General features: G+C 67.5%; 11 protein-coding genes and 3 pseudogenes. 3 read left to right on the top strand and 11 right to left on the bottom strand.

Annotated features, from left to right (window positions below; genetic code table 11):
* Positions 1–3969: a type VII secretion protein EccCa gene (gene eccCa, locus ACZ32T_RS17095; protein WP_467367611.1), complete on the top strand. Its 3969-nt coding sequence runs from the start codon at positions 1–3 to the stop codon at positions 3967–3969.
* Positions 3970–4563: 594 nt separating this feature from the next.
* Positions 4564–5634, top strand: a complete 1071-nt coding sequence (locus tag ACZ32T_RS17100; RefSeq protein WP_467273952.1) for a (+)-(1(10)E,4E,6S,7R)-germacradien-6-ol synthase — start codon at positions 4564–4566, stop codon at positions 5632–5634.
* A gap of 91 nt (positions 5635–5725) precedes the next feature.
* Here the strand turns inward: ACZ32T_RS17100 and ACZ32T_RS17105 are convergent, their stop codons facing one another.
* The 3 genes and pseudogenes from ACZ32T_RS17105 to ACZ32T_RS17115 form a co-directional block, all read right to left on the bottom strand.
* Complete coding sequence (locus tag ACZ32T_RS17105) at positions 5726–6229, bottom strand: DinB family protein (RefSeq protein WP_467367613.1); 504 nt, start codon at positions 6227–6229, stop codon at positions 5726–5728.
* Between the two features lie 30 nt (positions 6230–6259).
* Positions 6260–6401, bottom strand: a pseudogene (locus ACZ32T_RS17110) (IS982 family transposase); the annotation flags it as partial.
* Between the two features lie 243 nt (positions 6402–6644).
* A pseudogene (locus ACZ32T_RS17115) lies at positions 6645–7090 on the bottom strand (transposase); the annotation flags it as partial.
* 403 nt (positions 7091–7493) lie between these two features.
* Here ACZ32T_RS17115 and ACZ32T_RS17120 point away from each other — a divergent pair.
* Entirely contained in the window at positions 7494–8072 is a 579-nt protein-coding gene (locus tag ACZ32T_RS17120; protein ID WP_467273950.1) for a fasciclin domain-containing protein, read from the top strand.
* A gap of 19 nt (positions 8073–8091) precedes the next feature.
* Here ACZ32T_RS17120 and ACZ32T_RS17125 read toward each other — a convergent pair.
* The 8 genes and pseudogenes from ACZ32T_RS17125 to ACZ32T_RS17160 form a co-directional block, all read right to left on the bottom strand.
* A pseudogene (locus ACZ32T_RS17125) lies at positions 8092–8380 on the bottom strand (IS5/IS1182 family transposase); the annotation flags it as partial.
* A 65-nt stretch (positions 8381–8445) separates the two neighbouring features.
* On the bottom strand, positions 8446–8673 hold the full coding sequence (locus ACZ32T_RS17130; protein ID WP_467273948.1) for a hypothetical protein: 228 nt from the start codon (positions 8671–8673) through the stop codon (positions 8446–8448).
* 49 nt (positions 8674–8722) lie between these two features.
* Positions 8723–8914 carry a DUF397 domain-containing protein gene (locus ACZ32T_RS17135; protein WP_467367615.1) on the bottom strand — a complete coding sequence of 64 codons (192 nt, stop codon included), beginning with the start codon at positions 8912–8914 and terminating at the stop codon, positions 8723–8725.
* Positions 8911–9762 (bottom strand): helix-turn-helix domain-containing protein, encoded by an 852-nt coding sequence (locus ACZ32T_RS17140; RefSeq protein ID WP_467273944.1) that lies wholly within the window; start codon positions 9760–9762, stop codon positions 8911–8913. Before ACZ32T_RS17140 ends, ACZ32T_RS17135 begins: the two co-directional genes overlap by 4 nt.
* Before the next feature lie 283 nt (positions 9763–10045).
* A complete protein-coding gene (locus ACZ32T_RS17145; protein WP_467273942.1) occupies positions 10046–10345 on the bottom strand; it encodes a WXG100 family type VII secretion target in 300 nt (99 codons plus the stop codon).
* A 63-nt stretch (positions 10346–10408) separates the two neighbouring features.
* Positions 10409–10762, bottom strand: coding sequence for a WXG100 family type VII secretion target (locus ACZ32T_RS17150; protein WP_467273940.1), 354 nt, complete (start codon positions 10760–10762; stop codon positions 10409–10411).
* Between the two features lie 78 nt (positions 10763–10840).
* Positions 10841–12100, bottom strand: a complete 1260-nt coding sequence (locus ACZ32T_RS17155) for a S8 family serine peptidase (RefSeq protein ID WP_467367617.1) — start codon at positions 12098–12100, stop codon at positions 10841–10843.
* Between the two features lie 1754 nt (positions 12101–13854).
* Positions 13855–14307, bottom strand: a complete 453-nt coding sequence (locus ACZ32T_RS17160; RefSeq protein ID WP_467367619.1) for a hypothetical protein — start codon at positions 14305–14307, stop codon at positions 13855–13857.
* Between the last annotated feature and the right edge of the window lie 10 nt (positions 14308–14317).

The raw sequence follows: 14317 nt of genomic DNA on the forward strand, positions 1-14317 counted from the left end.
GTGAGCCAGATTGTCGTCAAGCGCCCACCGCGGGCCCTCCCCTCCGAAGTTCCGGGCGAGCAGGTGCAGTTGCAACCTCCGCCCGAGTTGCCCCGTGGGCAGCAGGAGGGGGTGATGATGCAGCTGCTGCCGATGCTCGGCATGGGTGGCTCGGTCGTCTTCTTCTTCATGACGCCGAACCCGATCATGCGGATCATGGGCATGATCATGATTGCGTCGACGGTCGCGATGGCCATTGCGATGATCGTCCGTTTCCGGCGCGGCACCCAGGGTCAGCTCGCGGACATGCGGCGCGACTATCTGAAGTACCTGACGCAGACCCGGCGCGCGGTGCTGAGGACCGCCCGGAAGCAGCGTGACGCGCAGTTCTACCTCCACCCCTCCCCCGAGCAGCTGTGGGCGCTCGTCGCCGAGGGCAGCCGGGTGTGGGAGCGCCGTGTCGGGGACGCGGACTTCGCACACGTACGCATCGGTCTGGGCAGCCAGGAACTCGCCACGCCGCTCGTCGCACCGGACACCGCGCCGGTCGATGAGCTGGAGCCGCTGACCGCCGGGGCGATGCAGCAGTTCCTGACGACCCACAGCACGCTGGACGGGCTGCCGATGGCGGTCTCGCTCCGTGCCTTCTACCACCTGACGATCAGCGGTGAGGCGGAGTCCGCGCGTGCCACCGCCCGTGCGATGGTCGGGGCGCTCGCCTCGCTGCACTCCCCCGAGGACCTGGTCATCGCCGTGGCGGCCGGCCGCGACGCCGCTCCGCGCTGGGAGTGGACGAAGTGGCTCCCGCACGTCCAGGTGCGGGGTTCCACCGACGGGGCCGGCAGCCGGCGGCTGATCACCACGAGCGTGGCGGAGCTGGAGGAGATGCTCGCGGGCCGTCTCGACGGCCGGCCCCGCTTCCAGCCGGGTGGCCAGCCGATCCTCGACCAGCCACACGTCGTCGTCGTGCTCGACGGCGAGTCCGTACCGGCCACGTCGGCGCTCGCGTCGGCGGAGGGTCTCCAGGGCGTGACGGTCGTCGAGATCGTCACGGGCCAGGTCACCGGAGCGCGCGGCGGCCTCTCCATCGTGGTCGACCCCCACTCGCTGCAGCTGGAGTCGGGGCACGGCCTGGTGTACGACGGTCTCCCCGACCTGCTGAGCCACGAGGCCGCCGAGGCGCTGGCGCGCCAGCTGGCCCCCCTCCACGTGGCGTCGGGCGGCGACGACGACGAACCGCTGCTCGCCAATCTGGAGTTCACCGATCTGCTGAATCTCGGTGACGCCGCCTCGGTCGATGTGAGCCGGACCTGGCGGGCCCGCTCGCAGGCGGAGCGGCTCCGGGTGCCGATCGGCGTGGGCGAGGACGGCGGCCCCGTGATGCTGGACCTCAAGGAGGCGGCGCAGGAGGGCATGGGCCCGCACGGCCTCTGTGTCGGTGCCACCGGTTCCGGAAAGTCCGAGCTGCTCCGCACGCTCGTTCTGGGCCTCGCCGTCACCCATACCTCGGAGACGCTGAACTTCGTCCTCGCGGACTTCAAGGGCGGTGCCACCTTCGCCGGCATGGCGCAGATGCCGCACGTCGCAGCGGTGATCACCAACCTCGCGGACGACCTGACGCTGGTGGACCGCATGGGCGACTCCATCAGCGGTGAGCTCAACCGCCGCCAGGAGATGCTGCGCGACGCGGGCAACTACGCCAACATCCACGACTACGAGAAGGCGCGGGCCGCGGGTGCGCCGCTGCAGCCCATCCCGTCCCTCGTCCTGGTCATCGACGAGTTCAGCGAGTTGCTCACGGCCAAGCCGGACTTCATCGAGATGTTCGTGCAGATCGGGCGTATCGGCCGCTCCCTCGGCGTCCATCTGCTGCTGGCCTCGCAGCGCCTCGAGGAGGGGCGGCTGCGCGGCCTGGAGACCTATCTGTCGTACCGGATCGGTCTGCGTACGTTCTCCGCGGGTGAGTCCCGAGCCGCGCTGGGCGTGCCCGACGCCTACCACCTGCCCAACGTCCCCGGGTCGGGCTATCTGAAGTACGGCACGGACGAGATGGTCCGCTTCAAGGCGGCGTACGTCTCCGGGGTGTACCGCTCGGGTGCCCAGCCGGCCGCGGCCTCCGGTCCTCTGCCGGTGGACCGCCGGCCGGTGGTGTTCACGGCGGCTCCGGTCCCGGTGCGTTACGTACAGCCGACGGCGCAGACAGGCGTACCCGACGCCCACACGTCCGAGGACGACGCCCTGGCCGACACGGTGCTCGACGTGATCGTGCGCCGGCTGGAGGGCCGGGGGGCGTCCGCGCACCAGGTGTGGCTGCCTCCGCTGGACAATCCGCCGTCGCTGGACGAGCTCCTGCCGGGACTCTCGGCGGTGGAGGGGCGCGGGCTGACCCAGCCCGGGTTCGAGGGCTCGGGACGTCTCGTCGTACCGCTGGGTGTGGTCGACAAGCCGTACGAGCAGCGCCGCGACACGCTGTACCGGGACTTCTCCGGCGCGGCGGGCCACATGCAGATCACCGGCGGCCCGCAGTCGGGCAAGTCCACGCTGCTGCGGACGCTCATCGCGGGCTTCGCCCTCACCCACACGCCCCAGGAGGTCCAGTTCTACGGACTCGACTTCGGTGGCGGAGGACTGTCCTCGGTCTCCGGCCTCCCCCATGTCGGCGGGGTCGCCTCCCGGCTCGACCCCGAGCGGGTGCGCCGTACGGTCGCCGAGGTCTACGGGATCATGGCGCGCCGCGAGGAGTACTTCCGCAGCGCCGGCATCGACTCCATCGCCACCTTCCGCAGGATGCGGGCGCGCGGTGACATCTCGGTGACCGACCAGCCGTGGGGCGACGTGTTCCTGCTGATCGACGGCTGGGGCAACTTCCGCACGGACTACGAGGGCCTGGAATCCGCGGCCGTCGACATCGCGCAGCGCGGACTCGGCTACGGCATCCACCTGGTCGTCACCGCGTCGCGCTCCATGGAGGTCCGGGCCAACCTCAAGGACCACCTGATGAACCGGCTCGAACTGCGACTCGGTGACGTCATGGACTCCGAGCTGGACCGCAAGGCCGCGGTCAACGTGCCCGCCGGCGTGCCCGGTCGCGGTCTCACCCCGGAGAAGCTGCACTTCATGGCCGCGGTCCCGCGGATCGACGGCATCAACTCCGACAGCGACCTCTCCGAGGCCACGGCCGCCATGAACCAGGAGGTCGCCCGGCACTGGACCGCGGCGCCCGCCCCGGCGGTACGGCTGCTGCCCCGGGAACTCCCGGTCCACGAACTGCCCGCGGGCTACGCCCGGCCGGAGCGGGGCATCGCGTTCGGTATCGACGAGAACAACCTGGAGCCGGTCTTCCTCGACTTCGAGCGGGACCCGTTCTTCCTGGTGTTCGGCGAGAGCGAGTCCGGCAAGTCCAACCTGCTGCGTCTGCTCATCAAACAGCTGACCGAGAGGTACGAGGGGAACGCCGCCAAGTTCTTCGTCATCGACAACCGGCGAGCGCTCCTGGACGTCACCCCCGCCACGCACCTGGCGGAGTACGTGCCCATGTCCAACAACATGGAGCACCACGCGGACGCGCTGTACGACCTGATGAAGCGCCGTACGCCCTCGCCCGAGGTCACGGCGCAGGAGCTGCGTGACCGCAGCTGGTGGAGCGGCCCCGACGTGTACGTGGTCGTCGACGACTACGACCTGGTCTCGACGTCCAGCGGCAACCCGCTGGCGAAGCTCACGGAGATGCTGCCGTTCTCCCGCGACGTCGGCGTGCGGTTCATCATCGCCCGCAGCACGGCGGGGGCGGGCCGCGCCCTGTACGAGCCCTTCCTGCAGCGCATCCTGGAACTGGGCGCGCAGGGCCTGATGCTCTCGGGCGACCCCATCGAGGGCGACATCCTCGGCAACGTACGACCGCGCCCGATGCCCCCGGGGCGCGGGGTGTTCGTCACCCGGCGCCGCGGGAATCCGCTGGTGCAGTCCGGTCTCATGGACGGGGAGCGGTAGGGCCTACGGCGGTACGGGAGCGGGCGGTGACAGCGGGCGGTGACAGCGGGCGCGTACGCGCCACTGTTGCCGCCCGCTTCGGCGTGCGGGGCGGGCGGCGCGTCCCCTGACGCGGTGGGCGAGCCGGCTCATTGACGGTCCCGACTGCGCTTTGCCGTGACGAGCCGCGAAAGCGAGGGCTGAAAGCCTCTCGTCGGGCGTCACTTCCCGCCGATGTTTCCCCGCCATTGTTTCCCGGCACAGAGCGGTCCCTCCGGCAGGAGCGACTGCGGCGGTCCGGGCCACCTCAGCCTGTTCGACGGTTTCGAATGGGCGGAACCGGGTGCTCCACCGCTGAATTGGTGAATCTTGAACTGGCAAGAGTCACTTTCGGGCCAACTGTGCACCGAGATCGATCAACTGCAATCGATGCCTGATCAACCAGTTTCGCACCTCACTCGGACGCCGGAGACGCTGCCGGATGCCTGGACCAAGGCCGAAAACGACAGCCGGACACGAGCCAACCAGGCTTGAAAAGGCTGTACCCGTTACCCGTACACCTTGCTAACTTCCGGGTCTCAGAGGCATTGAAAAGTACATGTGAAAGGGCGGTACATGACCTCCCCAGCACCAGCGCCGAAGATCCCCCAGCTATGGGTTCCGCTCCCCTCGGGGATCCATCCAAGTTGGCGTGAGATCGACGAACGCTCGGCCGCCTGGCTCGATCGGTTCGGCCTCTACTCCGACCGCGCGCAACGCGAACGGCTGACCCGGATCTCCGTGGGTGAGATCACCAGCCGCGGTGCTCCCTCCGGACGCGTCCCCGCGCTGCAGTGGACCTCGGACTTCCTGATGTGGCTCTTCGCCTTCGACGACGAGTACTGCGACGAGGGACCCGTCGCGGCTTCCCCGGATGCCACCCTGCTCATGGTCACCAAGCTTCAGCGCATCGTCGAGGTCCCCTGGACGGCGCCCACCGACGACAACTACAGCGCGGCGTTACGCGAGTTGCGCCTGCGGCTCGACACCTTGACCACCCCGGTGCAGACGGCCCGCTGGGCGGCAAGCTTCCGCGCCTACCTCCAGGGCCAGATCTGGATGGCCGCCAACAGCGCAGCAGGGCGGATCCCCACCCTCTCCGACCACCTCGCGGTCCGGCTCGACTCCTCCGGGGTCAAGATCTTCTCGACCCTCAGCGAGATCATCCACGGGTACGACCTCCCGGCGGCCGACTACGAGCGCCCCGACATCCGGGGGTTCGTCGAGATCTTCGCCTCGATCATCGGCTGGTCCAACGACCTGGTCTCGTATCACAAGGAGCGCCAGCGCAGCCAGGACGGATACGGAAACATCGTCGACCTGATCGCGTACGAGCGGAAATGCACCCTCGACGAAGCGGTGAGCGAGACCGCCATGATGCACACCCGTGCCATGGCGCTGTACCTCCGCCTCCGGGACCAGATCCTGCGTGACGCAGGCCCCGAGCTCCGTCGGTGGGTCACGGACTGCGACTCCTGGATCCGCGCCGACTACGACTGGTCCCTCACCACCCATCGCTACGTCAACCCCGAGAACCCGGCCGACCTGCCGGCCGGCAGCGCCGCTTCCCCCTTCCAGGAGAGGGAAGCGGACCAGCCCCTGCCGATCGCCAGCATCGCTTGGTGGTGGCACCTGGTGAAGGACTAGATGACCGATCTAGGGGCTCGGTTGTCGCAGGCGGTCAGGGCTCGCGTGATCGGTCGGTGGGTGCGGTCCCACCTGACTCACCGCCCCTGCGTCACCGCCCGATCGAGCCGTCGATCTGCTCGCGCAGGATGTCTGCGTGGCCGGCGTGCCGGGCGGTCTCCTCGATCATGTGGACCAGCACCCAGCGCATCGACGGCGGCGCGGTTTCGCGCAGCGAGCGGGCGCCGGGGCGGTCCAGGTCGGTGCAGGCGAGGATGCTCTCGTTGGCCCGGGTGACCGCTTCGCGATAGGCGTGCGCCAAGTCCGAGGCGGTGTCGTCGGCGGAGACCGCAGCCTCGTCCTCCCACTGCTCGCGGTCGGCGCCGGCGTAGGCCCAGACGAACCAGTTGAGCTCGACGGCCGTCAGGTGCTTGAGCAGTCGGAGCAGGCTTGTACCGGAAGGGACACCGGCCGCGCGGACCGCAGGCTCCGGGACACCGGCCGCCTTCGCGAGGACCGACTCGCGCAGGTAGTCCAGGAAGGTCAGCAGGGTGGTCTTCTCGTCGGCGTTCAGGCCGGGGGGCCGAAGATCCGAGCGAGACTCCGTAGTCGTCATGACGGAACCGTAGATGATTGAACCAAGCCGTCAGTGGTCGTATGCAGTCAGCGATTTCATGACGGGCTGCCCGGTGTGCTCGTCGTGCCGGATGACGGCGGCCGGCGCAAGGACTCGCTCGCTGGAGCACGCGGACGATCACGCTGTTCGGGGTTCGGCCTTCGCCCCGGTCAGCGCGAGCGCGATCCGCTCGGATCAGCGGGTCGGCTGGGTGGGGCGCTGGCCGCCCACTCGACCGTGCCACCTTCGATCCATCCGGGATTTGCCGCCAAGGCTTGCCGAGCGGCGGGGACTTGGCCGTCGGGTCGGCCGGCTTACGGGCCGGGTGGAAGCCAGCCATACACGCTGCGTGTACTTCGCGTCCGGGGACAGCCTCATGTACACCTGACAAGCTAAGAGCTCCCGGTCGTAGGCGTCACTTCAGGCGCTTGGTGGTGGGCGGCTGTCCCAGCGGTGGAGCGGGGTCGCGCGGCGGATGAGCATGCGCAGGGTGACGATCGCGGCCGACAGGTAGAGGGAGAAGTCCACGACGCGGCTGCGCTTGTCGGTGCGGCGTCGCAGCCTGTCGAAGCCGTTCCTCCACGCGCGGCTCCGCTCCACCACCCACCTCTCGCCGTTCTGGATCGGGGCGGGACGCCCTTGCGGCGATCTCGCCGGTGAAGCCCAGCTCTCATAGCGCGCGACGAGTCTTGTCGCTGTCGTAGCCGCGGTCCAGATACACGTTGACCTGGCCGGGAAGCCCGCCGACCTACTCATCGGCGGCCTTGAGGGGGGCAGAAGCAGCGGGGAGTCGTGACGGTCGGCACCGGCCGTGACGATGCCGAGCGGGATGCCGGTGGCCTCGGTGGCCACCGAGCGCTGCATGGAGTCGTCTTTGCGTAGGAGGGCCGTGAGGTTTCCGGCGCGCCACTCCAGCACGTCGTTCACGAGTGTGAGCGTCTGGGTGCCCGGGGAGCGGGAAGGGCCCTGGTCGCCGTCGGTCGTATCCAGATCATGGTGAGCGTCACTGCCGCACACGTTCAGGCAGGGGTTCAGGGCATGCGGAAGTGCAGGCCCGGGTTGTTTTCATGTCGTGTCCACCGGATGTCGTGTCCACCGGCGCGGGGTCCCTGGGCGGAGTCGAGGAATTTGTGTGACGCTGAATGACGGGCCCGCGCGGGGAGAGGCACAGCCCGCGGTCGCGGCGCCCGCGTTGCCGGTCCGGTCGGCCTTCGTCGGCGGGACCGTGCACAAGTCCCGGTCCCGAGTCCGGAGGAGACGTCCCATGAACATCACACGAATCCGCCGCTCCGTCCTTGGCGCGTCAGCAGCAGTGGTCCTTCCCGTAGCCCTGGGGCTCGCTGTGCCGGCGGCTTCCGCCGACAGCGGCTCGCAGCCGTTCGGGCCGGGGTGTTCTTCCCTGCCGACGGAAGGCCAGGGAAGCGCCGCCGGCATGGCCGACGACCCGGTGGCCACCGCGGCCTCCAACAACTCGGAGCTGTCGACGCTCACCGCCGCGATCAAGGCGGCTGGCCTGAGCGACACTCTGAACAATTCCAAGAACATCACGGTGTTCGCCCCGACCGATGCTGCGTTCGAGAAGATTCCGAAGGCGGATCTCGACGCTCTGCTGGCCGACAAGGACCAGCTGACAAAGGTCCTCACCTATCACGTGGTGGACCAGAAGATCACCAAGAGCCAGCTCGGGAACGGAGACTTCAAGACCTTGCAGGGCAGCAACATCACCACGTCCGGATCGGGCGACGCCTTCAAGGTGAACGACTCCGCGAACATCGTCTGTGGGGGAATTCCGACCGCGAACGCAACAGTCGAGCTCATCGACACGGTCCTGATGCCCAAGTAAGAGCTCCCGGCCGTAGGCGTCACTTCAGGCGCTTGGTGGTGGGGCGGCTGTCCCAGCGGTGGAGCGGGGTCGCGCGGCGGATGAGCATGCGCAGGGTGACGATCGCGGCGGACAGGTAGAGGGAGAAGTCCACGACGCGGCTGCGCTTGTCGGTGCGGCGTCGCAGCCTGCCGAAGCCGTTCCTCCACGCGTGGCTCCGCTCCACCACCCACCTCTTGAGTCGGCTCCGTCCTCACTCCGGCCTGGATCGGGGCGGGGACAGCCTTGCGGGCGATCTCGCCGGTGAACCCCAGCTCTCCGAGCGTCGCGTGGTGGAGGCGGCCGAGGAGAGCGCCGAAGGTGAGGCCCGGCGGGACAGGAATGCGCGCCGTCGCTACCTCGACACCATCGTCGAGTCCGGTCTGACGGCACTGGGCAACCGGTGCCGGAGCGCCCGGACGCAGAGTTCACAGATGTCCTGTGCGACTTCTTCACCCGCGCCGTCGTGCTGCCCGGCCGCCACCCTTTCGCCTTCGGACAGGAAGACGGAGACGGCGAGGGCGGCCACTTGCTGGACCAGCACGACGACTCCGCCGTGCTGGCTGAACTCCTCATCAAGCACGCAGGGCGCGGGCGAGGAGTCGGGCAGTGGGCTGCCCCACCGCCCTCGTTCAGACCGCTGAGTCAGCTGCGAGTGCGGTGAATGCGGACCAGGCACCCGGGGAGACGCTCAGCGGACGCCTCTGCGTATTTTTGGAGTCCCGGATGAGGACCGTCGCCTGGTGTGCCGTCACTTCCACGCAGTTGTCGCCCTCGCTCCCGCTGTAGCTGCTCTTGAACCATTCCTGCTCGGCGGTGTTCATAGCGCTCCTCGCATCTGTTCCAGCAGGCTGATCGTGGCCCTGCAATCATGGGCCTGCGAACGCAGCTTGCCATAGCGCTGGAGTAGAACGCTTACGTCCTTCGGTGCGGTGAGGAGGCTGCTCGACCGCTGTCCCTCCGTGTATCCGGCCCACTGGTGCTCGGGGGTCTCGGCAAGGTACATGTGCCCGTCGATTCCGCAGTGATCCTCTTGCCGCAGCGGCATGATCTGAATCTCGACGTTGCGCAGCCTGCCTACGGACAGCAGATGGTCGATGCTGGCCCGCGTGACCTCGTCACCGCCCAGGCCCCGTTCCAGGACGGCCTGTTCAATGATGAAACTGAACGCGGTGTTCGGCTTCTGCTGAATGACTTGCTGCCGGTCGAGCCTGGCAGCGATCTCCCGCTCCAGTTGCTCCTCGGTGACCGGCGGCAGCCGACGTTCGAAGATCGCCCGGATGTACCTCTCCGGCTGCAACAGCCCTGGGATCGCCCGGCACTCGTACGCGTACAGCGTGATCGCATCCTCCTCGATCCCCGCCCACTGCCGGAACCACGACGCCAGCCCCACCTTCCGCGTCAAGCTCCGCGCCGCCGCGGCGAGCACCCGTGCAGCCGGCGCCCCCAGCACCCCCTCCGAGCGGTCCAGCAAATCCCTCGGCGGGAACCGCTTCCCCTGCTCGATCTTGGCGATGTACGCCGCCGAGTACTGCACCAGCGGCGCGAACTGCTCCTGCGTGAGATGGGCTTCGTCCCGCAGCGCCTTCAGCACCGCCCCGAACGTCTTGAGGCTGTCCGACAGCTCCGGCTCGTTGTTGGTCGCGTCCCCGGCCCCATTGTCCGCCCGCATAGCCACCGCCCGCCCTTCCGTGCCTGCTCAGTACTGGACCCAACCGTGCTGTCCGGTACAACGCTGGCGCCCCCTGCGGTCACGGGCAGCTACCCACCCAGTTCTGGAGGTCAACCAGTACAACGGATTCTGTATCGGCGCTGGACCTGTGAGCGTTCACGGGGGAATCACCCACCTGGTATCGGTCGGTTCTGTGCTTCACGTAGGGGACTGCCCCACGACACACGTCAGGGTGGGCACCTCCCGTGCGTGCCCACCCTGATCTGTGTGTTCTTGTCGAGTTCTACTCGAAGTTGGCCCGCGCCCGCTTGTCGCCTGCGTGGTAGGCAACACCGGCGTCGCGCACCTTGCGAGAGATCTCGGACAAGGCGGTGTGGATCCCCGTGGCGTCGCGGTCCCAGCCGGCCTGCGACGAGTCGTACGCGGACTTGGCCTCGCCGACCCAGAGCTCGGAGACGCTGGCGATCATCCGCTTGATCGCCGCAAGGTCTTCCTGGAGCTGCTTGCTCTGCCGGTCGATGTCCCCGGCTGCCTGCTCCAGGCTCGAGTAAGTGACAACCATCGTGCCGTCGTTGGCTGACATACGGTCCTCCAGTTCAATCTAGTTCGGTGTGGTGGCCCGCACTCGGTACGGGTGCAGCAAGCTTCAGAGAGAGTTGATGGCGGAGGTCCTGGCCTCCGAGCCGCCCGAGTGACCGGAGACGACGTCAACGCCCTGGAGGGCCTGCTTGATCTCGTCTTCGGTGTTGCCCGAGATGGTGCGAGCCGCCTTGATGGCTTCCTGGAAGTTGACCAGCCGGGTGGCGATGCCGCTCATCCTGTTGTTGATGTCAACCTGCTTGGCGTTGAACGCGTTGGCGCCGATACCCTTCCAGGCGCCTTCCAGGCTGTCGATCGTCGCGTTCAGCGTCTTCAGCTGGCCCCTCACGGAGTCGAATCGCCTGCCGAGCTCATTCTCGAGCTTGAGGAGGGCTTCATCTGAAAGCTTCTGATCTGCCATAGTTCTGGCTTCCTTTCTGGTGCTCTTGTTCGGTCCGGCGTTCCCGCCGGGGGTACATACAGGAGGAACTACGGTCGGTCAGGCGCTACGGCGCTTGCGAACCAGCGCGAACGCGCCACCACCGAGCACGAGCACCACTGCCACTCCGCCGAGAATCAGGCCCAGTTGGCTGTCGTCGCTCTTCTCCGTGCTGGAGCCTGCCATGGCGGCGTCCTCAGCCTTGTCCTTCTTCTCAGGCTGTGACGAAGCTGATGCGGATGCGGCGGGCGAGCCGGTGGAGCCGGACGTCTTCTCGTTGGTCAGCGGGCTGACGTCCGGGGCGCCGGGGTCTCCCGTGCCCTTGAGGATGTTGACAGCCGGACGGATGATGCCGTGACCGATGTAGTTGCTGAGCGTGCCCTTTTCCATGTCACCTCGCCCAGCGGTGTCGAAGAGCACGTTGAGGACTTGGTTGGCCGTCCACTCGGGGTGAGCGGACCAGATCAGGGCAGCGGCGGCTGACGTGATGGCTGTTGCAGCGCTGGTTCCGCCGTTTCCCTGGCAATACCGCTCGAAGTTCTCATCACACCAGAGCGGAAGGTCATCACCGGGCGCGGCGATATCCACGAAATCGCCGTGCTGAGAGGTCGCAGATGCCTTGCCTTGCCGGTCTGTAGCTCCGACACCAACAACTTCTGGATACGCTGCCGGATAAATTGGATTATTGGCCTTATTGCCTTCATTGCCAACAGCAGCAAAGAAGAGTTTCCCCTTGCTTTGAGCATATTTTACGGCTTCGATTTCCTCATCAAGCTTGAAGTCGTTACCGAACGACATGCTGATAATTTTCGCATCACTATCAGCAGCGGCCCTAATCGCGTCCGTGGTGTCAAGGGAATTCATGGATTTCTTTTCCCCCCAATCACCCCCCGCAATTCTCATCGGAATGATCTTCGCCCCTGGAGCCAGCCCCTTCAACCCACCATCCCGGCCCGTGCCAGCGATCAACTCGGCCATGGTGGTGCCATGCCCCTCGTAGTCGTCGGTCTCGTCACCCGCCGCACCCGTGGCATCAAGTCCCTTGAGGACCTGCCCCTTCAGAGACGCCGTAGACGAGTTAACACCGGTATCAATGACAGCAACCTTGACGCCTTCGCCGGTAGTCGTCTTCCACATCTCTTCGGCATGCATGAGTTCCAGGTACCACTGCTTCGACTGCACGTCTTCGGCGACCGCCGAGGGAGCAGTTCCTGCGAAGACCACGCTCCACGCAGCGGCCACGGCCATCGTGCCGAGTAGGCGTCCTCTCCATCCGAGAGGCATACGGCGCACCTGGGTCTGGCTCATTTCTGCTGTCATCCCGACTTCCGAACCTTCCCTGTACTACTCGATCACCGGTGGTGCAGTTCCACGCCGACCGGCCTCCCAGGTCTCCCTGTCTTCCGTCAGGTAGTCCGGGCGCGGTGTGCCGTCGTCCTGCTCGTCGTCTCCGGAGTCCCTCCGACCCGCGGGGCCACGCACAAGGCCCGCACCCCCGACGGTGAAGCCCTTCGAGCCTGCGCCAGGGCGCCCAGCACCTCCACTGGGTGAGCCCACAACTCCGCTGGTACTGGGAGTGCCTCTCCCACCAGGGCGAGACGCACTATTCGCACCTGCTCCGACTACTCCTCGCTGGCCAACGCCACCGGCTGGCCCCCCCGTTCGGGCCGCTCCTCCAGCTCCAATGACGGTGCCGCGTGGAACACCACGGGATCCCCCAGAGGTGCCTGCGCCCGGAACGGCCCGCTGCGGGGTGCCGCCAACGATGCCGCTCCGGCCCGCGCGCGGGCCAGCAGTCCCGGACGTCCCCGCGTGGCCTGCCGCTGTGGGCCTGCCACCAGTGACACCAGACCGCCCGGCAGTGGGGGACTGGGTCCCGCCACCTCCTCGTCCAGCAGTTCCTGAGGTCGAGCCCCCGCTCATGGATGCGGGGCGCCCCACCGGCGGCCCAGCGGTGCGACTGTTTGCCGCTGGGCCACCGCCTGTGCGATTACTGCCCCCCGGCTGGCCAACAGCTTTGGGCGTGCCTGTTGGTGTCTGGGACCCTCGCGAGTTACCGGTCACCGGGTTCACGAAGCCGGTCGTCATGGGTGGATTCGGGCCTCCCCCAGACGGTGCAGGGCTCGTGGTTGGCACGGGAGAGTGCGTGGTGGGAGTCGTCACCGGCGCCGGTGGAGTGGCAACGCTGTTGATCTCGGTCGAGACACCTTCGTCCAGGACCGGAGCTACGACCACGGGCGGCTCATAACCGTTGCCGTTCGGTGCAAAGCCTGGGCTGCCAGTCGCCGCGTGCTCCGTGACACGTCCAGAGCTTTCGCGGCTCGGCGAGCCGGGGCCACCCGACGACGAGGAGCCCGACTCTTCACCGTCGCGCCAGTGGCCCTGCGGCCGCGGCATATCGACGTCAAGCCTCTTGTCGAACCGCGGCGGCTCCTGTCCTGCCAGCGACTCCCCCGCCACCGCGTAATACGAAGCCAGCCGGTTGGCCTGGTTGATGGCCTCCTGGCGGTCCTTCTCGACCTTCAGCGCCGCCGCATACTCCGGATTCGACTCGATCCGCGCCGGGGACTCGATGTCCTCGGGGGACTTGCGGATGAAACGGCTGTCGCGAGGAGGAAGGGAGTTGCGCACCGAAGCGAGGCCCGTGCCCGCGACCGTGATCTGTGTGCCGGCCGCCTGGGCGAATTCACCAAGCTTCTCGGCATGGGCCACCAAGCCCTTGCCCCAGTCCCGGAAGGCGACTCCGGACTCGCCCTCCCAGTCGACCTCTGCGATGAAGTCGCCCAGTTCCTTTGCCGCGCCACTGATCGCGGTCCGTGCCTTCAGCAACGCCTCACCGGCCTCCTCGAGGTGCTCCGGGTTGGAGTTCTCGATCAGGTCGATCATCACGTTGAGGTCCACGCCCTCGAAGGACGTCCGGCCCGAGCCGCCGGGGCTCCCGAAGCCGAATGCCTCCATGACGCCCTGCATCTGGCGCGTCACGTCCGTGACGATCAGCTGACCCTGGACGCGCTCCGTGTCCTGCTGCTGCTGCTCAGCGGGCGTCAGTTCCGGCTGCTGCTTCTCGTCACTCATCAGCTATCACCCAAGTCGTCGTATGCAGAGCCGGGGTTACTGTCGGAGCGCGGCTGCTCAGGCTTGTCGGCCTTCTCCGCCCGCGCCTTCTCGCTCTCCGCGTCCAGGTGCGCCTGGATCTCGTAGAACCGCCGCCGCGTGTCGTCGTCCACGTTGTCGAAGCCCACCGCCGCCGCGTGCACGCCGAGGCTCAGGTACTCGATCTGGTCGCCCAGCGACTTCGAGAGCGTGACGAGTGCGTCGTGGACGCGGTTGTACTGGGTGTAGAGGCCGTCCGCCTCTGCGAAGCTTGTGTTCCCGCCGCTCAAGGCGTTACGCGACACCGTCTGTGCCGCGACCTTCGACTTGCCGGCCGGTGAGCTCTCGAGGTCCGCCAGCAACGCGTTGACGCTCTTCTGGAACTTCTCCAGGGCGCCTACCCCGCGCCGGAGGTCTCCCTTTCCTTTGCTCACGTTGCTGCCC

Source organism: Streptomyces sp. NPDC023573, from assembly GCF_055559735.1.

Excerpts from the sequence above, each read along its gene's own strand:
- ACZ32T_RS17135 (WP_467367615.1), bottom strand. The coding sequence starts at position 8,914 with ATGAACACCGCCGAGCAGGAATGGTTCAAGAGCAGCTACAGCGGGAGC.
- ACZ32T_RS17150 (WP_467273940.1), bottom strand. The coding sequence starts at position 10,762 with ATGGCAGATCAGAAGCTTTCAGATGAAGCCCTCCTCAAGCTCGAGAAT.
- ACZ32T_RS17155 (WP_467367617.1), bottom strand. The coding sequence starts at position 12,100 with ATGACAGCAGAAATGAGCCAGACCCAGGTGCGCCGTATGCCTCTCGGA.
- ACZ32T_RS17145 (WP_467273942.1), bottom strand. The coding sequence starts at position 10,345 with ATGTCAGCCAACGACGGCACGATGGTTGTCACTTACTCGAGCCTGGAG.
- ACZ32T_RS17140 (WP_467273944.1), bottom strand. The coding sequence starts at position 9,762 with ATGCGGGCGGACAATGGGGCCGGGGACGCGACCAACAACGAGCCGGAG.
- ACZ32T_RS17105 (WP_467367613.1), bottom strand. The coding sequence starts at position 6,229 with ATGACGACTACGGAGTCTCGCTCGGATCTTCGGCCCCCCGGCCTGAAC.
- ACZ32T_RS17120 (WP_467273950.1), top strand. The coding sequence starts at position 7,494 with ATGAACATCACACGAATCCGCCGCTCCGTCCTTGGCGCGTCAGCAGCA.
- ACZ32T_RS17100 (WP_467273952.1), top strand. The coding sequence starts at position 4,564 with ATGACCTCCCCAGCACCAGCGCCGAAGATCCCCCAGCTATGGGTTCCG.